Annotated in this window: 16 protein-coding genes and 1 tRNA gene; 7 read left to right on the plus strand and 10 right to left on the minus strand. The window is 62.2% G+C overall.

Annotated features, from left to right (window positions below; translation table 11 throughout):
• Positions 1–16: 16 nt before the first annotated feature.
• From AC1Q6C_RS21540 to AC1Q6C_RS21550, 3 genes are all read right to left on the minus strand, one after another.
• Positions 17–1,360, minus strand: a complete 1,344-nt coding sequence (locus tag AC1Q6C_RS21540) for an ABC1 kinase family protein (RefSeq protein WP_172403528.1) — start codon at positions 1,358–1,360, stop codon at positions 17–19.
• 4 nt (positions 1,361–1,364) lie between these two features.
• Positions 1,365–2,279 carry a hypothetical protein gene (locus AC1Q6C_RS21545; RefSeq protein WP_065455530.1) on the minus strand — a complete coding sequence of 305 codons (915 nt, stop codon included), beginning with the start codon at positions 2,277–2,279 and terminating at the stop codon, positions 1,365–1,367.
• Between the two features lie 98 nt (positions 2,280–2,377).
• Positions 2,378–3,778: a zinc-dependent metalloprotease gene (locus AC1Q6C_RS21550; protein WP_003942352.1), complete on the minus strand. Its 1,401-nt coding sequence runs from the start codon at positions 3,776–3,778 to the stop codon at positions 2,378–2,380.
• A 123-nt stretch (positions 3,779–3,901) separates the two neighbouring features.
• Here AC1Q6C_RS21550 and AC1Q6C_RS21555 point away from each other — a divergent pair, with 123 nt between their 5' ends.
• Entirely contained in the window at positions 3,902–4,924 is a 1,023-nt protein-coding gene (locus AC1Q6C_RS21555) for a YlbL family protein (RefSeq protein ID WP_020907134.1), read from the plus strand.
• Positions 4,925–4,950: 26 nt separating this feature from the next.
• Here the strand turns inward: AC1Q6C_RS21555 and AC1Q6C_RS21560 are convergent, their stop codons facing one another.
• On the minus strand, positions 4,951–5,553 hold the full coding sequence (locus tag AC1Q6C_RS21560) for a PPA1309 family protein (RefSeq protein ID WP_003942343.1): 603 nt from the start codon (positions 5,551–5,553) through the stop codon (positions 4,951–4,953).
• Positions 5,554–5,727: 174 nt separating this feature from the next.
• On the opposite strand from AC1Q6C_RS21560, the gene AC1Q6C_RS21565 reads away from it, so the two are divergent.
• Positions 5,728–8,643, plus strand: a complete 2,916-nt coding sequence (locus AC1Q6C_RS21565) for a UPF0182 family protein (protein WP_207623849.1) — start codon at positions 5,728–5,730, stop codon at positions 8,641–8,643.
• Between the two features lie 89 nt (positions 8,644–8,732).
• Here the strand turns inward: AC1Q6C_RS21565 and AC1Q6C_RS21570 are convergent, their stop codons facing one another.
• Positions 8,733–9,287 (minus strand): transglycosylase family protein, encoded by a 555-nt coding sequence (locus tag AC1Q6C_RS21570; RefSeq protein WP_003942299.1) that lies wholly within the window; start codon positions 9,285–9,287, stop codon positions 8,733–8,735.
• A gap of 450 nt (positions 9,288–9,737) precedes the next feature.
• Here AC1Q6C_RS21570 and AC1Q6C_RS21575 point away from each other — a divergent pair.
• Both AC1Q6C_RS21575 and AC1Q6C_RS21580 read left to right on the plus strand, forming a co-directional pair.
• Positions 9,738–9,811 (plus strand) — tRNA-Met (locus tag AC1Q6C_RS21575).
• Between the two features lie 73 nt (positions 9,812–9,884).
• Positions 9,885–10,661, plus strand: a complete 777-nt coding sequence (locus AC1Q6C_RS21580) for an esterase/lipase family protein (RefSeq protein ID WP_047271665.1) — start codon at positions 9,885–9,887, stop codon at positions 10,659–10,661.
• Between the two features lie 4 nt (positions 10,662–10,665).
• On the opposite strand, the gene AC1Q6C_RS21585 is transcribed toward AC1Q6C_RS21580, so the two are convergent.
• The 4 genes from AC1Q6C_RS21585 to AC1Q6C_RS21600 are packed head-to-tail and all read right to left on the minus strand — an operon-like array spanning position 10,666 to position 14,109.
• A complete protein-coding gene (locus AC1Q6C_RS21585; protein WP_065455785.1) occupies positions 10,666–11,310 on the minus strand; it encodes a GntR family transcriptional regulator in 645 nt (214 codons plus the stop codon).
• Between the two features lie 47 nt (positions 11,311–11,357).
• Entirely contained in the window at positions 11,358–12,428 is a 1,071-nt protein-coding gene (locus AC1Q6C_RS21590; RefSeq protein WP_166502054.1) for an isopenicillin N synthase family dioxygenase, read from the minus strand.
• The gene (locus tag AC1Q6C_RS21595; RefSeq protein ID WP_007731277.1) at positions 12,425–13,330 is read right to left on the minus strand and encodes an ABC transporter permease; all 906 of its coding nucleotides are present in this window, start codon (positions 13,328–13,330) and stop codon (positions 12,425–12,427) included. Before AC1Q6C_RS21595 ends, AC1Q6C_RS21590 begins: the two co-directional genes overlap by 4 nt.
• On the minus strand, positions 13,327–14,109 hold the full coding sequence (locus tag AC1Q6C_RS21600) for an ABC transporter ATP-binding protein (RefSeq protein ID WP_003942349.1): 783 nt from the start codon (positions 14,107–14,109) through the stop codon (positions 13,327–13,329). The genes AC1Q6C_RS21595 and AC1Q6C_RS21600 overlap by 4 nt, the downstream gene beginning before the upstream one ends.
• Positions 14,110–14,360: 251 nt before the next feature.
• On the opposite strand from AC1Q6C_RS21600, the gene AC1Q6C_RS21605 reads away from it, so the two are divergent.
• From AC1Q6C_RS21605 to AC1Q6C_RS21615, 3 genes are read left to right on the plus strand one after another with little or no spacing between them, the layout of a single operon-like run.
• The gene (locus AC1Q6C_RS21605; RefSeq protein ID WP_230359726.1) at positions 14,361–15,551 is read left to right on the plus strand and encodes a nitrate ABC transporter substrate-binding protein; all 1,191 of its coding nucleotides are present in this window, start codon (positions 14,361–14,363) and stop codon (positions 15,549–15,551) included.
• A 15-nt stretch (positions 15,552–15,566) separates the two neighbouring features.
• A complete protein-coding gene (locus AC1Q6C_RS21610; protein WP_230359727.1) occupies positions 15,567–16,544 on the plus strand; it encodes an isopenicillin N synthase family dioxygenase in 978 nt (325 codons plus the stop codon).
• A 40-nt stretch (positions 16,545–16,584) separates the two neighbouring features.
• Complete coding sequence (locus AC1Q6C_RS21615) at positions 16,585–17,913, plus strand: amidohydrolase family protein (protein WP_064075173.1); 1,329 nt, start codon at positions 16,585–16,587, stop codon at positions 17,911–17,913.
• 6 nt (positions 17,914–17,919) lie between these two features.
• On the opposite strand, the gene AC1Q6C_RS21620 is transcribed toward AC1Q6C_RS21615, so the two are convergent.
• Positions 17,920–19,554 (minus strand): acyl-CoA synthetase, encoded by a 1,635-nt coding sequence (locus tag AC1Q6C_RS21620; RefSeq protein WP_003942348.1) that lies wholly within the window; start codon positions 19,552–19,554, stop codon positions 17,920–17,922.
• Positions 19,555–19,685 lie beyond the last annotated feature (131 nt).

Raw genomic sequence — 19,685 nt, forward strand, 5'->3', positions numbered from 1 at the left:
CGGCGGAGCCGGTGTCTTAGTCGGCGGAGCCGGTGTCATCCAGAACCGGCTCCGCGAACCCTGGCAACCAACGAGTCAGGATTTCCATGTACGGGGCATATGCGTCCAACTGGGCGCATATGCCGACCGAACCGAGAAGAACACGGAAGATCATCAAATACTCGGCCGGAAGGTTGAGTGCACGGGCCGTTCGGAACTGCGCACTGTTGAAGTCAGTGGCGGTTCCGGCGGCCTTTTGCAGCCATGCCCGAGTGAAGTGAAATGACTCGGTCTGGATCGGGTCGGTGAAGGGTCGCAGGTAATCCGCGATCTCCTTGTCGGTCACCGTGCGTCCGGGGATCACGAAACCGTTGGCGCGCAACAACTCCGTCAACTCGTCGAATTGTTCCTCGACAGCCAAGCGCACCATAGTGCCGAGAACCCGTGGCAGTCCGTTCGGGAACGGCGCAGCAGCACCGAAGTCGATGACGCCGAGTCGGCCGTCCTCGAGAAGCATGAAATTGCCGGGGTGCGGGTCACAGTGGAGCAATCCGACACGGGCCGGAGACGCGAAGTGGAATTCGGCGAGTAGTGCACCGGCCGCGTTGCGCTGCTCCGGCGTTCCACTCTCGATGATTCTGGTCAACGGGGTTGCCGTCATCCATTCGGTCACGACCACTTTCGGCGCGCTCGCCACGACGTGCGGGATCACGAATTGGGGATCTCCGTCGAACTCTTTGGCAAAAGCTCGCTGATTGTTCGCCTCGATCCGATAGTCGAGTTCTTCCTCCGTGCGCGCGGTGAACTCCTCGATCACGGGCCGTACGTCGACACCGGGCATGACCGAACCGAAGAGACCGGCAAATCTGCCCAGGGTCTTGAGATCGGCGCGTAGAGCTTCGTCGGCGCCGGGGTACTGAACTTTCACGGCTACGTCGCGGCCGTCCGCCCAGACGGCTCGGTGAACCTGCCCGATGCTTGCCGACGCGGTCGGTTCATCGTCGAACGACTGGAATCGGTCGCGCCACTTGGTTCCGAGTTGCTGGTCGAGCATCTTGTGTACTTGCTTGGTCGGCAGCGGCGGGGCGGCGGCCTGGAGCTTGTTCAGCGACTCGCGGTACGGCTCGGCGAATTCCTCCGGAATTGCCGCCTCCATGACGCTGAGCGCTTGGCCCAGCTTCATCGCGCCGCCCTTGAGTTCGCCCAGCACCGCGAACAGTTGCTCGGCGGCCTTCGCGCTCAACTGCGCGTCGATCTCGCCTTTGTCGCCGCCGGCGAGCTTGCGTCCGAAGCCCATGGCGGCGCGACCGGCCATCCCCAGGGGGATGCTCGCGAGTTTGGCAGTACGGGCAGAACTCTTGCGTGGGATCTCGGACACCACACCATCATGTCTGACTGGGGCGTCCTTTGCCCGAAACAGGTGCCAGGTATTGGCAACTGCAGGATATTTGCCGAGGCCAGCGCCTGGTTGTGATCCGATACGGACGGAGCGCGATCTCGAGCGTCGACGACAGACTGGCCGCATGCGTCGCCGCTGTCTCGGATAATGCGGAGTCGATCTCGGCCAGGGCCAGCGCGACACTTGCATGGATCATCGCCGATTCCGCGTGGCCGGCGCTGCCGAGTAGCTGCGCGGACAGATGAAGCCAATGAGGGTCGAGTTCGGATCGGAGGATGTCGGCGCACCGCAGGCAACTCGACTGACCAGGCAGGACAAGAGGACCGACCACACCGTTGCCGTCGCGGATGCGGACGGAAAGGTGGGGGAGTCCACAGCGAACGAGATCGCTGACCAGACGAGGATCAGTCACGACGTCGTCGGCCAGGACCACCAGTTGTTCGTTCCACGTGCGCACGACGTCGGTGTTGCGATACCCGCGCGAGCGACGCGTGCTGACCCCGCCGGTGACCAGTGCGCGCTCGATGGCATCAGAGAGCGGACCGACACCGTGAATCCGGACCGTCGCGGTGCTTCTGCGGGCAGTGTGGGCGAAACCGGAATCGGCGAGTTGCTCGAGCAACTCCTCCGTCACGGATGTGGGAATCCCGAGCCTCGACGCTTCCCAGAGGATGTTTGCGCGGGATCTCGAGCCGTCCATTTTGCGCAGGATCGACTTCACCGCGCGATCGTCGACCCCGACAGGCAGAGTCAGTAGGACGGCACGTCCGGGGGTCCATCCCAGCTGCAGTCGACCGTCCGGGCGCGACAGAACAGCGATCCGCGGGTCCCATCGAGGTCCCGCGGATCGCTGTGAAGTGCTGTCTTGTCTGGTGTCGTCGTGTGTGTGACCGGTCATCATTCGATGCTGGCACGACGGGCCCTCGGCGAGTCCCCGTCAGCGGCAGTTATCCACAGGCGGTCATCGCGGCTGATATGCGAAAATCGGTCGAGAAGGGATTACTTCTCTTCGTCGTCCTCGCGGGTCTTGTCCATCGCTTCCTCGGCCGCACGCTCTTTTGCCACGACGGCTTCGAGCTGGGCTATCGGGTCGTCGAAATTACCGGCTTCGCCGGCGCCGAGGACACGGGCGACAAATCCGTCCGGTGCGTCGAGATCGCTCGAATCGGGCATCAGGTCGGGATGCGACCAGACGCCGTCGCGAACGTCCATACCGGCTTCCGCAGTGAGCTTCTGCCACAAACCAGCCGCTTCACGGACCTTGCGAGGACGAAGTTCGAGTCCGACCAGCGTCGCAAAGGTCTGCTCGGCGGGGCCGCCGGTAGCGCGGCGACGCCGCAACGTCTCACTCATCGCGGCAACACCAGGCAGTCGCTCGCCGAGTGCGGCGGTGACGACCGTCTCCACCCAGCCCTCGACCAGCGCAAGCAGAGTCTCGAGACGTTCGAGAGCGGCTTTCTGCTCCGGTGTGTTCTGCGGCTCGAACGTGCCCTGCTGCATCAGCGCTTCGAGCTTGCTCGGATCGGTGAGAGCGGATGGATCGAGGTCCTTGGCGAATTCTTCCATCGCCGAGAAGTCCATGGTGATTCCGCGGGCGTATTCCTCCACTGTCGCGAGAACACGCTGGCGCAGCCACGGAACGTGACTGTAAAGGCGCTGATGAGCGGCTTCCCGCGCGGCGAGGAAGACCAGAACTTCCTGATGCGGCTGTTCGAGACCCTCACTGAAAGCCTGAACCGCAGCCGGGAGAAGGGCCGCGGTGCCTTCGGGGCCGAGGGGCAGGCCGATGTCAGTGGAGGAGAGCACCTCGGTGGACAGTTGGCCGAGTGCCTGGCCCAATTGCGAGCCGAACGCGAGTCCGCCCATCTGGCCGAGCATGCCCAGCATCGGGCCAGCCATCTGCTGTGCTTCGGCCGGAAGACCCTGGACCCACATGCCCGCTACCTTCTCGGCCACCGGATCACAGAGTCGCTTCCAGGTGTCGATCGTGTTGTCGAGCCAGTCGTTCGGAGTCCACGCAAGAGTGCGGCTCGCTCCGGCAGGGAGCGTTGTCGCGGCGTCCAGCCACATCTCGGCCAGGTGCGCGGCGTCGGCGATCGCCTTGACGTTGCCCTCGGTGATCGGTGTGACCGATCCGATCTGTTGGCGTGCCAGCTTCTTGGCGATGTCGTAGTTGACCGGGCCGGACGTACCGCCCTGGCCCATCGACGAGCCCATTCCGCTCAGCATCTGCCCGAACTGGGTGAGCATCTGGCCGAGCTGAGCCGGATCGAATCCCTCACCGCCCGCGCCGAACCCGAACGGCATGTCACCACCCCCGAACGGATTGCCACCCGCCGCGTTCTTGTCGCGATCGGGATCGTCGTCGGAGTTGGAGAAGCCGAACGGCATATTGCTCATACCTCAACGGTACAAGGCTCGAGCGGTCGGAGTCGCCCTCCGAGTCACGCTGACGGCGAACACGCACGGCGCTCAGGCGGTGCGATCGGTGCTCCGGAGCCTTCGCGCTTTACTCTGGATCAGGTGAATCGACGGATAGTGACGCTCTTGGCCGCACTCGCACCCATCGTCGTGTTGGGAGTCGTCGGAACAATGGTCACTGTTCCTTATGTCGCACTCGGTCCGGGCCCCACCTTCAACACGCTCGGCGACGTCGACGGTAAGCCCGTCGTGGACATCCAGGGGACCGAGGTCGATCCCACCGACGGCAACCTCAACATGACAACGGTGTCGGTTCGCGACGGCCTCAACATCTTCGAAGCGTTCGGACTGTGGGCGAGTGGCAGCAACGGACTCGTCCCTCGCTCGGAGATCTATCCGCCCGAGAAGTCGAAGGAAGAGATTCAGCAGGCCAACACCGCCGACTTCCAGCAGTCCGAGGACAGTGCCGAGTTGGCGGCACTGCACTTTCTCGGCAAGCCGGTGGCACTGACTGTTTCGAAGGTGACTCCGGACGGTCCCGCTGCGGGTGCCCTGCAAGAAGGCGACGTCCTGGTCAAGATCGGCGACACTCCGGTAACCACCATCACCGGCGTTCAGGACACGGTCGGTGCGATCGCGCCCGGCACCGCGATCGACGTCACCGTCCTACGTGAGGGTGTGGAGACCGTGGTGCCGGTCACCGTCGGGGCGCGGCCCAACAAGCCCGAATCGGGTTACCTCGGCGTCACACCCAACGAGGTCCCGGACGTTCCCTTCACCGTGCAGTTCAATCTCGCCGACATCGGCGGTCCTTCTGCCGGACTGATGTTCACACTGGCCTTGGTCGACAAGCTGACTCCGGGGGAGCTCAACGGTGGAAAGTTCGTGGCCGGAACGGGCACCATCGACTCCGACGGCGAGGTCGGTCCGATCGGCGGCATCAGGTACAAGTTGATCGCCGCGTCCGAAGCCGGTGCTGAGACCTTCCTCGTGCCGGCCCAGAACTGTGACGAGGCGAAACAGAATGCGCCGGACGGGCTTCGACTCGTCAAGGTCGACAACCTGCCCGGCGCAGTGGACTCACTCGAGAGCCTCAACACGGGCGGCGACGCACCCCGCTGCTGAAAGCTGCCTGGCCGCCGACGACTCTGTCAGTCTTCTTCGACCTCGTCGAGCGTCGCGTACAGGGCGTGCACGAGGTGAGGTGCAAGACCGTCGTAGGTGAGCAGTTCCAAGTCACCGTACGGATCCGCATCCTCGTCGGGACGCATCTGTAGGAGCGACAGCGAGGGACCGTCACGGAGCACGCCGACGAACAGTCGAGCCTCGCGTCGATCGGGATGCGCGTCGGCCGTCAGTCGAGCGACTTCGTCCGCCGCGTGCTGATCGGTCAACACCGGCGCCGTGGCGTGGTCGAGATCCGATTCCGCCTCGGGCGGCAGGACGACGATCTCCTGCACCAGGATGCAACCCTGCACGGACTCGGGCCAATGCGTCGTCGCCAGGAACTCGTCGAGTGCCCGTGAACCGCCGATGATGTCCTCGGGAAGCGATTCCTGTTCGATCGGTGTGTATTCGGCGCCCTCGGCGAGTTGGTCGAGCAGTCCGGGTTCGGCCGCGGCGAGCATCTCGGTGGGTACCAACGCGTACAGCTTCGGCGGCTGATCCCAGCCTTCGGCGTCGATGTGGTCGACAACTTCATGAACGCACCGGGCGAGGGCACTCGGTGATCTGCTCATATTCTCTTCACTCACACGTTCATCCTCCCACCTTCTGTCCGGCTCCCCGCTCTCCGTGTTGTCAACCCGTGACCGTTGTTACGTAGAGTGGTCGGAAACGGCCAAGTCCACTCGGGCGTGGCCGCAGTGATCGATGCAATCGGTTGCGACGCCACGGCGTCGCCAAATCTTGGAGCGTGGCACGTGGGCATGCGGCCCCCCGCAGGTTTACCCTCTCTGTCCAGACGCAGTCGAATCTTGTTGGTGGTGGCTGTCGTAGTGGCGGCCTTGCTGCTCGTGGGGCCGCGACTGATCGGCATGTACACGGACTGGTTGTGGTTCGGCGAAGTCGGCTTCCGCGGTGTCTTCACCAAGGTTCTGCTGACGCGATTCGTGCTCTTCCTGGTCGTCGGAATTGTCGTCGGCGCCATCGTGTGGCTCGCGATGCTTCTCGCGTACCGCGCACGCCCGGTGTTCGTCCCGGTCTCCGGACCCAATGATCCGATCGCGCGCTACCGCACCACCGTCATGTCGCGTCTTCGTCTTTTCGGCGTGATCATTCCGGTAGCGATCGGCATCCTGTCCGGTCTCATCGCACAGGCCAACTGGGTCACTATCCAGTTGTTCCTCAACGGCCAGGCTTTCGGGATCACCGATCCTCAGTTCAACTTGGACGTCGGCTTCTACACGTTCGATCTGCCGTTCTACCGTTTCGTTCTGAACTGGTTGTTCGTCTCGATCCTGCTGGCTTTCGTGGCAAACCTGGTCACCCACTACGTTTTCGGTGGAATCAAGTTGGCCGGGCGAAATGGGACGTTCACCACGGCCGCTCGTATTCAGCTGGCTGTCATCGCCGGCACCTTTGTGCTTCTCAAGGCGGTGGCGTACTGGTTTGATCGGTACTCGTTGATGTCGAGTAGTCGTAAGGAACCGACGTTCACCGGCCCGGGCTTCACCGACATCAATGCGGTTCTGCCGGCGAAGCTCATTCTGTTGTCCATTGCGGTCATCTGCGCCTTGGCGTTCTTCGCCTCGATCTTCACGCGGGATCTTCGGATACCGGCCATGGCAGTCGCTCTACTGGTTCTTTCGTCGGTTCTCGTCGGTGCCGTCTACCCGATGATCGTCGAGCAGTTCTCCGTCAAGCCCAATGCGGCGCAGAAGGAGAGCACGTACATCGAACGAAACATCGAAGCGACCCGTCAGGCGTACGGGATCACGGAAGAAAACGTCGACTACGTCGACTATCCGGGAATTGGCACCAAGCAGCCCCAGGACGTTCCGGCAGACCGGACCACGATCGCGAACACACGCCTGTTGGATCCGACCATTCTGTCGCCGACGTTCACCGCTCAGCGTCAGCTCAAGAACTTCTACGGGTTCCCGCAGACGCTCAACGTCGACCGTTACGAACAAGACGGCCAGTTGCGTGACTTCGTTGTCGCCGCGCGTGAGCTGTCGCCGAACAACCTTTCCGGCAACCAGACGGACTGGATCAACAAGCACACGGTCTACACGCACGGCAACGGTTTCGTCGCCGCCCAGGCCAACGAAGTCACGGCCGTGCAGGGCGACAGTCAGAACAACACCGGTGGCTACCCGATCTACTCGGTGAGCGACCTGACGACCACGCCCGAGAACGAGAATCTCAAGGTGGACAATCCTCGTTCGTACTACGGCGAGGTGATCAGTCAGTCGGACGCCGATTACTCGATCGTCGGTTCCGTCGACGGTGAGGGACCGCGGGAGTACGACACCGACACCTCGAAGTACACCTACACAGGTTCGGGCGGCGTTTCGATCGGCAACTGGTTCAACCGTCTTGCATTCGCGGCGAAGTACACCGAGCGCAACATCTTGTTCTCGAGTGCTATCGGCTCGAATTCGAAGATCATCTTCAAGCGTGATCCGAAGGAAAGGGTCGAGGAGGTCGCGCCTTGGCTGACGACCGACGGCGCTGCTTACCCCGCAGTGGTCGACGGCAAGATGCAGTGGATCATCGACGGCTACACCACCGCCCAGGACTACCCGTACGCGCAGCGCAGTTCGCTCGACGGGTTGGTCGAGGACAGTATCGACCAGACGACCGGGCGCCTCATTCCGCGTCAGGAGTTCTCCTACATCCGTAACTCCGTGAAGGCCACGGTCGACGCCTACGACGGCACGGTCACGCTGTACCAGGTCGACGAGCAGGATCCGGTTCTGAAGGCATGGATGGGAGTCTTCCCGAACACGGTGAAGCCGAAGAGCGAAATCTCGGACGACCTGCAGGCGCACTTCCGGTACCCAGAGGACATGTTCAAGGTCCAGCGAGAGATGCTGGCGAAGTACCACGTCGACGATCCGAGTGAGTTCTTCACCAACAATGCGTTCTGGTCGGTTCCGAGCGATCCGACGATCGACACGTCGGCCAACCAGCCGCCGTACTACGTGCTGGTGGGCGACAAGGACACCGCGAAGGCGGATTTCCGTCTGACCAGTCCGATGGTCGGGTTCAGTCGTGAGTTGCTGTCGGCCTACATCTCGGTGGCGAACGACAAGGAGAACTACGGCAAGTTCACGGTGCTGCAGTTGCCGACCGATACGCAGACTCAGGGTCCACAGCAGGCTCAGTCTGCGATGACGTCGGATTCGCGTGTTGCTTCGGAAGTGTCACTGCTCAAGCAGTCGAACAAGATTCAGTACGGAAACCTGCTGACTCTGCCGATTGCCGAGGGCGGAATCCTCTATGTCGAGCCTTTGTACTCGCAGCGAAACTCGCAGAACGCGTTCCCTCAGTTGGCGCGTGTATTGGTGAGCTTCAGCGACACCAACGGCATTCGGATCGGTTATGCACCGACCGTCTCCGAGGCGATCAGTCAGATTTGGCCGGGCGCAGGTTCGGCAGCGACGGTCACCCAGCCGGCACCCGATCCGGATACCGGAGCGCAACCGGAAACGCCGACAACTCCGACGGCACCGGCCCCGCCGGCTTCTTCGGATGACGTCACGAAGGCGCTGGCCGAGGTCAATTCGGCAATGGCGGCATTGAAGTCGGCGCAACAGAGCGGTGACTTCACCAGCTACGGTGCTGCGCTCGACCGCCTGCAGAAGGCTGTTGACGCGTACCAGGCGCTGCCGAGGTAAGCGGCGTCAGTTCATGAATAGCAGAAGGCCCACCATCCGATCGGATGGTGGGCCTTCTTGTGTGCTCAGGTGAAGCTGTACGAGCTGAATCAGCGCAGTGCTGCAACGATCGGTGCGTTGGCATCGGAGAGCTGCTGGAACTGTGCGGCGAAGCCGTACTGGCCGGCGAGGTCACGAGCGGTGTCGTAAGCCTGCTGTGCGGCGGGCTTGAGCTCGGCCGGGATCTCGATGGCGGGAGCAACTGCGGGTGCCTCGGCGACGGGAGCCGGCGCTGCGGCGGGAGCTTCTTCGACTGCAGGCTCGCTCGCGACGGTCAGACGCTGGCCGCAGACGGGCCATGCGCCGGGGCCCTGGCTCTGCAGGGTGTTCTCGGCGACGCGGATCTGCTCTTCCTTGGAAGCGTTGGCGGGCGAGCCGGTGCCACCGTTGGCGGTCCAGGTGCTCTGCGAGAACTGCAGGCCGCCGTAGTAGCCGTTTCCGGTGTTGATGTTCCAGTCGCCACCGCTCTCGCACTGTGCGACGCCGTCCCAGTTGTGGGTGGCTGCGGAAGCGGTGCCGGTGCTCATGGTGAGGGGCACTGCGACAAGTGCGCCGGCTACTGCCAATGTGCCGAATGCACGCTTGCTGATGCTGGTGTACGTCATGTCGGGGTAAATCCTCTCCGCGCTTGCTGACATCGGCGGGCCTGCGGGTCGGCGATGATGCTGACTTTCCCGGGCGCTTGTCTCTCCGTGTCTCTGCCCCTCGAAGGTTTCGGGGGTTCCGATCCCGCGGGGCAGAGTGGAGCAGCGGCGGGTCGGCGTTCGCCCGGTTGATTCGGGCCGGGACCGACCGTACGGGAGCGTCGAACGAGGGTCGATTCGCAATTTTCCGGACTGTCTGGTCTGCTCTCGACCCAAAATCTTAGCGTTTGTGCTGGTAGAGCCTTTTCGATGCCGTTTCGACGTACGTTCGTTACATGCTTGTTATGTGTTGATGCTCACGGGCATTTTGTGAACCCAGTCACCCGATTCTTCGACTTTCGGGCGTGTATTTCGCTCCAGCGCAGGCGATTTGCGTTCCGTTCACCTGCTCGTGTAACTTTGTCCATGCATCGCGGGGTGGAGCAGCTCGGTAGCTCGCTGGGCTCATAACCCAGAGGTCGCAGGTTCAAATCCTGTCCCCGCTACTAGAAAAGGACCGCCGCACTGGAATCCAGTGTGGCGGTCCTTTTTTGTGCGCAGCCGTCGTAGGGTGGCGACGTGCGACTCTCGAAGATTCTCTTGGCGATGGCGGTGACTACTTCGCTGGTGACCACCGCTCTGGCGTTCTCGGCAGGAAGCGCTGCCGCCGGTGGGCGGATCACCGATGCGAAGCGCGTGGTCTTCATCGTTCCGGGGCAGCAGCTCTACAACTCGGGAGAAACGCACCAGGCGACCTACCGTGCCCTCGACAAGGCACTGAGCGCTGCGGGCTACGAGACACACTTCGTCGACGCACCCGGCAAGATGATTGCGGCCGACGCCGAGCTGATTGCCGATTCGATTCGCTCCTACGCTACCGGCGCTGACTCCGTCGGGGTGATCGCGCACAGTGCGGGTGGACTGAGCTCCCGGTACTACGCGAAGTTCCTCGGTGGCTCCGAAGTAGTGGATTCATTCGTCGCCATCGGTGCTCCGCAGTACGGTAGCCCCGGTGGCTGCGTACAAGGCCCTGCCGACGGTTACGACACCTGCATGTTCTCCGAAGTTCTCACCAAGCTCAATGCCGGTGAGGACACTCCTGGATCTGCCTACTATTCGGTGGTGCAGAGTTCGGGCGAGTGGGCGGACGGTCGGTTGGACGGGGGCCAGTGCCGGGTGTACGTCGATGGCGTTCCCGGGGCCGGAACCGGAGGAGACCATCTCACCGAGCTCGAGCATCCAGAGGTCATCTCGGGAGCGATCAGCGCTTTGGAGCGCGACTGTGTCGGTACGTTCGTGGACGAGAACGACGGCGACATCACCTGGCCTGACACGCTGTTTCCGTCATTTCGGTAAAGCTTCAGGTCCGGGTTGTTCGGACGAGTAGCCCGGCTACGTGTGCGCTCGCGGCAGTCCTCGCCCCCAAGGCGTCACCCGATTCGATGGCCGCGACTATACGTGCGTGCTCGGTGACAGCGATCCGCCGATTGAGCTCGAGGCTCCACATGTCCGAACGGTAGAGATGTGACTGGCCGTCCAGACGATGCAGGGCTTCGCTGAGCGGGTGATTGCATGCAGTCTCACGAATCAAGGTGTGGAACTCGAGGTCGAGCTTCGAATCCCGACGCTGATCCGGCGGGCTCTCGAGAAGTTCGCGTTGCACCTGCACCATCTTGTTCAGCTGTGACACGGTTTCGTGCGTGGCATTGGCCGTCGCGTTGAACGCCGCGAGACCGTCGAGTACCTCACGCACCTCGAAGACCGCGCGCAGAGACTCCGCGTCCAGCGAATCGACTTTTGCACCCGCATTCCGTATGTGGACGGCGATGCCCTCGTAGATCAACTGCTGCACGGCCTCGCGGACCGGCGTTCGACTGACATTGAGCTTGCTCGCCAGCGCGGGAACACTCAGTGGTGTCCCCGGCGCCAGCTCGCCCGAAAAGATCAGTTCGCGAAGCGTCTCGTGCACGGACTCGGTGAGTAAAGCTCGTTCGGTGGTGGTCATCTTGTCCTCACTTCGATCCTGCACGATGTCGACGGTACCCGGGAGCGCTATCCAGCGGCGCGCACCCGGTCAGCGCTGCGACTGTCGACCTCGGGCGCCGTCGCGCCTTTCAGTCCGGCCACTTTGGCCGCGATGTTCTCAGCGATCGTGATCGGCGGGTATCCCACTTCGCCCGGTGTGAGAGTCCCTGGCAGTGCTTCGATGACGGCGTCGTAGTTCCCGTCGAAAAAGAATGCGGCAGAGCGACGTCGGATGATCTGACCATCGACGATAGGTGGGTCGACTCGGTGCACTGTCGAGCGCCATCGGTCGTTCGTCCAGCGTGCCATCGCGTCGCCGAGGTTGATCAAGAGTGCGCCGTCGGCAGGTTGGACGTCGTGCCATACGCCGTCGGCACTCAGAACTTGAAGGCCCGGAACTTGATCTGCCCACAGGATGGTCAAGATTCCGAAGTCGGTGTGAGCGCCCATTCCCGTCATGTCGCCGGAGATGCGGATCTCGCCCTCGGGCAGTGCGTAGTTGTTCATCTTCATCGCGTCGATCGAATGGTCGAGCATCGAATCGAAGTACCCGGGCTGCAATCCGAGAGCGTCGGTAAAGGCGCACATCAGGATTCGTGCCAAGCCCTGGGCATGACGGAAATACTCTTCGATTGCCGGTCGGAATCCGGGCGCGGCCACGGGCCAGGTGTTGGCGGCGTAGCTGGACTCGGGTAGGTCGACGCCCGGATAGTCGCTCACCTCTGTGCCCACGACTATTGCTTCGTAGAAATCGTTCATCTGGTTCGCAGCGGCGACGCCCAGGCTCATGCTGAGTGATTCCGATTTCGGTGGTGAGTAGCCGCGGTTCTCGGACGAGGGACGGCGATAGTTGTTCTTCACCGTCAGTGGGAGAGCAAAGAACTCGTCGAGAGCGTCGGCCAGTCCTTCGGTCGCCGATCGTGGAATGCTGTGTCCGACAATCTGTATGAATCCGACCTCCCGGCACGCGCGATCGAGTTGAGCTGCCACTTCCGCACAGGCAGTGCTGTTGGTGGCGTTTGCAACCGCTGCCTCGCCGCGGAGGTACGGGCTGATATCGATCGTAGGGATTTCGAAGACAGGAGTTTCGTGGGTCATTTAAAGTCCTTGCGGCCGGACGTGTGCCACTTACCGACGAGCACACGTGAGAGGAATCCAAAGGCAGAGAAGACGAGGACACCGAACACCGACGCGATCACGATCGCGGCGATCAGATCCTCGGACTGAAGGCGGCTTCGGTAGACGTCGAGCAGCGTTCCGATCCCGGGTTGTCCTTTGGCGAAGAACATGTCGCCGATGATGGCACCGACGACAACAAGGCCGGAGGCGGTGCGGATGCCGGTGAGAATAGCCGGCATTGCCGCTCGCAGTTCGAGTTTCACCAATCGATCCCAACGTGACGCGCGGCCGAGGGTGAAGAGTTCGTGCAGTCCGCGATCGACCGATTGCAATCCGAAGTGTGTGTTGGTGATGATCGGGAAGGCTGCGATGAGAACGCACACCAGGGTGCGCGCGGTCATGCCGTAGCCGAACCAGAGCCCGATGAGGGGGACGATGGCGAGGATGGGAATGACCTGCAGCACAACGGCATAGGGATAGACGATCCGCTCGATCCACTTGGCCTGGCTCATCAGCACGCCGGTTCCGACGCCGACTGCCACCGCGACCACGAAGCCGACCAGTGCTACCTGTGCCGTCACTGCGAGGGCTTCGAGCATGGGAGAGAGGTGTTTCCAGTCGAGTAGCGACTTTGTCAGTACTTGACTCGGCGGCGGAAGGAGAAATCGACGTTCCGGGGAGAGAACGAGGTAGCTGACGATCGACCACGCTGCGACCGCGCCGGCAAGTGAGAGCAGCGGATAGAGCAGGAAGGTGCCGAGCGCTCTCATTCGCGAGGGCCGTCCGGGCTGTGACTGTGCTCGCGCGGCGGTCGCAGAATCAGTGCGAACGGCGGAATTGCGTGCGGTGGTGCCCTGTTGCACTGCAAGGACTTCGGTCATCGTGAGCTCCCATGGAGACTGGCCGAGATCTCGGCGACGTGTTCGGTGTATCGGGCGTCGTAGCGCAGTTCCGGGCTACGCGGGTAGGGGAAATCGATGTCCACGACCGAATGGATTCGTCCGGGCCGGGCGGTCATGACGACCACCTTGTTTGCGAGGTACACGGCCTCGGATACCGAGTGCGTGATGAACATCGAGGTGAACCCCTTGTCGGTGTAGAGCCTTTGCAGCTCTACCTGCATCTCCAGTCGTGTCATCTCGTCGAGAGCACCGAAAGGTTCGTCGAGCAGCATCACAGCAGGTGCGAGGGTGAGCGCACGCGCCAACGAGACGCGCATCTTCATTCCACCCGACAACGCGTTGGGTAGTTGTTTCGCGAAGTCCGCCAGTCCCACTGCGCGAATTGCCTCGTCGGCGCGCAATTTTCGGGCTGCTTTGTCGCCGCCACCGAGTTCGGCGGACAATTCGACGTTGGCCTGCACGGTTCGCCAGGGGAGGAGAGTCGGCTCCTGGAAGATGAAGCCAACTGATTCGGTGTCGAGGGCAACCGCGCCGCTGGTCGGTCGCTCGAGGCCGGCCGCCATGCGCAACAAAGTCGACTTGCCGCAGCCGGAGGGTCCGACCACGGCGACGAAGTCTCCTCGCTCCACGTTCAGATCGATGCCGTCCAGCGCGACAGTGCCGGTATCGAACTTCTTGACGACATCGGAAAAGACCATCTGCATCGGTGCGGTGAGCTTGCGAGCGTCGGCATCCTGCATCGTGTTCGCGAGTTCCATCTGAGCCTCCGGTTCGATAATGCATGCAAAAGTTCTTCAAGATGTATGAACCATCTTGAATTGCATGTATGTCGCCTAGATTGCTGAATGTAAATGTGAGGTGACATTGCAGGTGAAGCGAGAATCCTGGCGCGCGTTACCTGATGGAAACAACTAGTCGATTGCATGTAATCCATGTGCTGCAGAGTGTGCACATCGGATCACCCTTCCTGGTTCGCCCACATCCCAATTGTTTTCACGAAGGAGACGCTGTGTATTCAAATCGCAAGGTGCATTCCAATCGCAGAAGTGTGGGAGCGGCCGGCGCGGCACTGGCCATGTGTGCAGCCATCGGATTGACTGCGTGCAGCTCCAGTGAGGCTGAGACGGCCAAGGCTGAATCTCTCGAACCAGCTGCCGAGGCTCAGAACCTAGCGGGTCTCTGTCCGGAAAACGTTGTGGTTCAACTCCAATGGCAGCCACAGTCGGATATGGGAGCGCTCTTCGAGATGCTTGGTCCCGGCTATTCGGTCGACACCGACGACAAGTCCGTCAGCGGGACTCTTGTCGCCGGAGGGAAGGACACCGGAGTCGACATGACCTTGCGGGCCGGGGGACCGGCAATCGGGTTCCAATCCGTCAGCTCCCAGATGTACGTCGACGATTCGATCACTCTCGGCTTGGTGCACGGCGATCAGGTGATCGCGGCAGCGGCAAGTCAGCCCGTTGTGGCCGTCACGCCATTGCTCAAGTACAGCCCGGCAATCCTCATGTGGGACAAAGAGTCTCATCCGGAATGGGCGAGTGTTGCCGATATCGGCAAGTCCGACGCGAGTGTCGTCGTTTCCAAGGAGCAACTGTTTCCGCAGTGGCTCGTGGCGAAAGGCCTACTGAAGCAGTCTCAGCTCGACACGAGCTACGACGGAGCTCCCTCGCGATTTGTCGGTGACCCGACCATCGCTCAGCAAGGATTCGCGAATTCGGAACCGTACACGTACGAGAAGGAGACGCCGGCGTGGGACAAGCCGGTTTCCTATGACCTGCTGAAAGATTCGGGTTTCGACATCTACGCGTCCAATGTTTCCGTTCGTGCCGACAAGGTCGAGACACTCTCCCCGTGTTTGAGCAAGCTGGTTCCGATCATTCAGCAGGCCACCGCGGACTACATCACTGCGCCGGATACGGCGAATGCTGCCATTGTCGACGTCGTCTCGCAGGACGTGTCGTTCTCTCCCTACACCGAGGGTGAAGCAGCGTTCAGTGCCCAACTCTTGAAAGAGAAGGGCCTGATCGCGAACGAGGCGGACGGATCCGTCGGCACGTTCGACATGACGCGAGTCGCTCACACCGTCGAAGAACTGAAGCCCATCCTGAACGCCGGGGGTGCGGCGATACCGCAGTCATTGACTGCAGAAGAGATCTACACCGACAAGTTCACCGATCGGTCCATCGGAATCCGCTGAAGGAGCTGACAGCAAATGACGTACGACATGACAGAACTCAACCGCGAGACCCGCATGGGTGGCCTGGGCACGGAGACCACCGACCGCGAGGTCCGAAGAATCGATCTCTCGGATTTCGAGAACCGGCGCAGCGAGATCGCCGAGGAGTTGTGGTCGGCAGCGACCGACATCGGATTCTTCCAAATCGTCAATCACGGGATCGATCTGGAGCAGGTCCGCGAGGCTTTCGCGGCGGCCGAGCGATTCTTTGCACTGCCCACCGAGGTCAAAGCGCAGTATCCGCTCAAGAAGGGTTTCAACTCCGGCTGGGAGAGCATGACGCAGGTGCGTCCGTCCATCGGAACACCTGATCAGAAAGAGTCCTACCAGGTGACCCGCCCGCATATGGGTGATCTGTGGCCCACTGCAGACGAATTGGGCGGATTCCGCGAAACGATCCTGGACTTCGAAGCCAAGTGCTGGGGCATTGCGATGGACCTGTTGTCGTGCTTCGCCGAGAAGCTGGGATTCGAACGAGACTTCTTCACCAGGGCACATGACCCGTCGGTGAACACCTACCAGAGCACACTGCGACTACTCCACTACTTCCCCCTTGCCGCCGACGCAGATGTCGAAGGGATGTGGCGTGCCGGAGCACACACCGATTTCGATTGCCTGACATTGCTTTTCCAGCGTGACGGTCAGGGCGGTTTGCAACTGTGCCCGGGCAAGGAGATGGACACCCAGGAATGGACGTCGGTGGTGCCGGCTGAGGAAGCGATCACCTGCAACATCGGCGACATGCTGATGAGATGGAGTGATGACGTCCTGCCGTCGAATTTTCATCGGGTCAAGAGTCCCGGAGTCACCGACTATCGGGGAGCCCGCTACAGCCTCGCGTTCTTCGCTCAGGCGAACCGCGACGTGACCATCGAGGGGCCGGCGGGCAAGTACCCGCCGATCACTGCCGAGGACTACATCGACCAGCGAGTACGCGCGAACTTCGCGCGTTGATCCGTATCCGTTCCGTCACACACTTTCAGGAGAACTGGCGATGACTACCGCGCCCAAGAACATGACCGACGCGATCATCCGGGACGTGACGTTGTACAGCGGCGGGCAATGGCTGACCGGCCACGACGTCGTCGTCTCGAATGGGGTGGTCGAATCGATCGAGAAGTCGACCGGCACCGCCACACCTGGAAGTGTGGACGGATCGGGGGCGTATCTGATCCCTGGCTTCGTCAACACCCATACGCACCTTCAGCAGTCACTGATGCGTGGGATCGCCGAAGGGACACCGCTTCTCGAATGGCTACTCGCGGTCGCAGAAGAGTCGGTTCAGATCACGCCGGAGCGCGCATACACGGCCACTGTCGCAGCCTCGCTGGAGGCATTGCGCAGCGGTACGACCACCCTGGTCGAACACATGTGGCCGCACCCGTCCAGCGAGGTTCACGACGCTGTGATCCGGGCGTTGCACGACACCGGGATTCGTGCCGTACTGGGACGCGGAACCGCAGACCGGGCGGACAAGACGAGGAAGTGGGGCTTCGATCCGCGGCTCATGCAACCACTCGGAGACGTTCTCGCACATACGGATCAGATGATGCGCGACGTCGCAGGTTCCCGCGTCGACGTGGCAGTCGCGGTACCGAACCCACGTTCGCTGACCCCGGATGGGATGTCGGAAGTGCGTGAGTTCGCGCAGGCTCGCGACCTGACGGTCTCGATTCACCTGCTCGAGACGCAGACCGACAACACGATGTGTACCGAACACGCGGGCATGAACGCGGTCGACTACCTGGATTCCCATGGGTTCTTGTGGGACCGGGTGCTGGCGGTCCACTGCGTCGAACTCGACGACCGTGGTCAGAAGGTGCTGGCGGAGCGCGGCGTCGGAGTGTCGTACAACCCCGTCAGCAACATGCGGCTCGGTAGCGGAATCGCGCCCGTCCCGAGTTTCCTCGACGCGGGGATCGCGGTGGGGTTGGGTGTGGACGGCGCAGCCAGCAACGATACTCAGGACATGCTCGAGACGCTGCGCACCGGCGCCTATGTGCAGCGAGCCGCGCGCGGCCGTGCCGACCTGCTCGGCTTCGAAGCCATGATCGACATCGCATCCGGCGGTGCAAACGCAGCACTCGGTCTGCCGGCCAGGTCCGGCGGGATCTCCGTGGGCGATCCCGCCGACCTCACCATGATTCGGTTCGAACGCGACTTCGGTTGCCTCCCGGTGCGAGATCCGGGTGCGTCCATTCTCACGACGGGCAGTCGTCAGATAGTGGACACGGTGTTGGTTGCGGGCGAGGTCGTACTCCGCGACGGGCACTCCACTCGCGTCGACGAGGCGGAATTGATCCGCACGCTCAGCGCTTTGTGACTGTGCTCAGTCTTCGCTGATCTCCATCTCGATCAGGACGCGGCGCAACAGCTTTCCGGTGGCGTTGCGGGGAAGTTCGTCGATGAAGACGATCTCGCGGGGAACCTTGTAGCGCGCGAGATTCGACCGGACGTGATCCTTCAGCTCGTCGGAGTTCTGGTCGGCGCCGTGGGCGACGACGACAAAAGCTCGCAGGCGGTGCCCGAAGTCGGCGTCCTCGACTCCGATGACTGCCGCTTCCAAGACGTCCTCTCGATCGGCGAGCAGGTTCTCGACTTCGAGCGGGTAGACGTTCTCGCCACCGGAGACGATCATGTCGTCGTCGCGGCCGTCGACGAAGAGGAGGCCGTTGGCGTCGAAGTGTCCGACGTCGCCGGTCGAGAGAAGTCCGTCGATACGTTCCTTGTCGCGCCCGTCGGTGTATCCCTCGAAGCTCAGCCCGCTGGCGACGAAGATCCTGCCGATCGTGTGTGGGGTGGTGATCTTCTTGTTGTTCTCGTCGAACAGTTCGACGTGACAGGTCACCGGAGCGCGGCCCGCGGTTCCCGGCGCAATGGTCAGATCCTCGGGAGTCGCGACCGTGGCCACTGCGACCTCGGTGGATCCGTACAGGTTGTAGAGGACGTACCCGAACGAGGCCGTGACTCGCTTGCACAGGTCGGGCGAGAGTGACGAACCTGCCGAGAAGATGATCTTCAGGTTCGACGTGTCGTACTTGGACAGCACGTCGGGACCGAGGTCGATGATGCGAGTGAGCATCGTCGGGACCACGACCAGACTGTCGCACTTGTACTGGGCGACAAGCTTGATCGTGTTCTCCGGATCGAACTTTCGATGCATGACGACGGTCTGGCCGAGCGCCAACGCGAGAGCGAACTGCGAGACACCGGTTCCGTGGAAGGCGGGGGCCGCCATCATCATGGTCTGTCCGCGGCGCAACGGCACGCGGTCGAGGAACTGTGCCGACGCGAGAGGGGAGGTGTGGCCACGCGGCGCACCCTTGGGAGTTCCCGTTGTGCCGCTGGTGAGGAGGACGAAGCCACCGTTCTTCTCGGGTGCCGGCACCGACGACGTGGTGCGTCCGGCGATGGCCTCGTCGAGAGTGGCTGCCGTGGAACCGTCAGCGGCTGTGCCCTCTGGCCAGGAACGATAGACGACGACGTCGTCCGGCAAGGCATCGGCGATGTCCGCGAACTCGTCGTCGTAGACGAAGGCGACCACCTTCTCACGCGCTGCGACGTCCACGAGTTGGGGCCGAGCGAAGCCCGTGTTCATGAGAACGAGCTTCGTTCCGTTCTTTGCTGCCGCCAGCATGGTCAGGACCAAGCCTCGATGGTTACGGCACATCGCGCCCATGACGGAGTCGGAGGTGATGCCGTCGGCCTGCCACGCCCGGACCAACGCGTTGCTCTGACGCTCGAGCTCGGCATAGGTGATGGGGCCGCGCTCGTCGATGATCGCCACCGCGTCGTAGCCGTTCTCGGCGTGTGCATGGACCGGCCCGGCAAAGGGTCCGTACTTGTCCACGGCTGCAATGGATTTGAGTCCGCGATCGAGGCGAGGGAACGGGACGAGTCCGGCTCGGAACATGACCCCCGCCGCGCCGATGGTGTCAGTGACCTTGGTGACCAATCCGGGCATACGTGAACCTCTTCCGAGCGTCGTTGTAGGACTGATTACACACTAATGCGCAATCAGGTTTCGGTGGTGAAGTTTCACGATGGCGACCGAGCACTCCGCCCCGCCACCTCGAAAGGTGGCGGGGCGGAGTG

Source organism: Rhodococcus sp. MT28, from assembly GCF_058792695.1.

Bases quoted from the DNA above. Each gene is read 5' to 3' on its own strand.
- AC1Q6C_RS21615 (WP_064075173.1), top strand. From the start codon at position 16,585: ATGACTACCGCGCCCAAGAACATGACCGACGCGATCATCCGGGACGTG.
- AC1Q6C_RS21620 (WP_003942348.1), bottom strand. From the start codon at position 19,554: ATGCCCGGATTGGTCACCAAGGTCACTGACACCATCGGCGCGGCGGGG.
- AC1Q6C_RS21550 (WP_003942352.1), bottom strand. From the start codon at position 3,778: ATGAGCAATATGCCGTTCGGCTTCTCCAACTCCGACGACGATCCCGAT.
- AC1Q6C_RS21595 (WP_007731277.1), bottom strand. From the start codon at position 13,330: ATGACCGAAGTCCTTGCAGTGCAACAGGGCACCACCGCACGCAATTCC.
- AC1Q6C_RS21570 (WP_003942299.1), bottom strand. From the start codon at position 9,287: ATGACGTACACCAGCATCAGCAAGCGTGCATTCGGCACATTGGCAGTA.
- AC1Q6C_RS21545 (WP_065455530.1), bottom strand. From the start codon at position 2,279: ATGATGACCGGTCACACACACGACGACACCAGACAAGACAGCACTTCA.
- AC1Q6C_RS21610 (WP_230359727.1), top strand. From the start codon at position 15,567: ATGACGTACGACATGACAGAACTCAACCGCGAGACCCGCATGGGTGGC.
- AC1Q6C_RS21585 (WP_065455785.1), bottom strand. From the start codon at position 11,310: ATGACCACCACCGAACGAGCTTTACTCACCGAGTCCGTGCACGAGACG.
- AC1Q6C_RS21600 (WP_003942349.1), bottom strand. From the start codon at position 14,109: ATGGAACTCGCGAACACGATGCAGGATGCCGACGCTCGCAAGCTCACC.
- AC1Q6C_RS21565 (WP_207623849.1), top strand. From the start codon at position 5,728: ATGCGGCCCCCCGCAGGTTTACCCTCTCTGTCCAGACGCAGTCGAATC.
- AC1Q6C_RS21590 (WP_166502054.1), bottom strand. From the start codon at position 12,428: ATGACCCACGAAACTCCTGTCTTCGAAATCCCTACGATCGATATCAGC.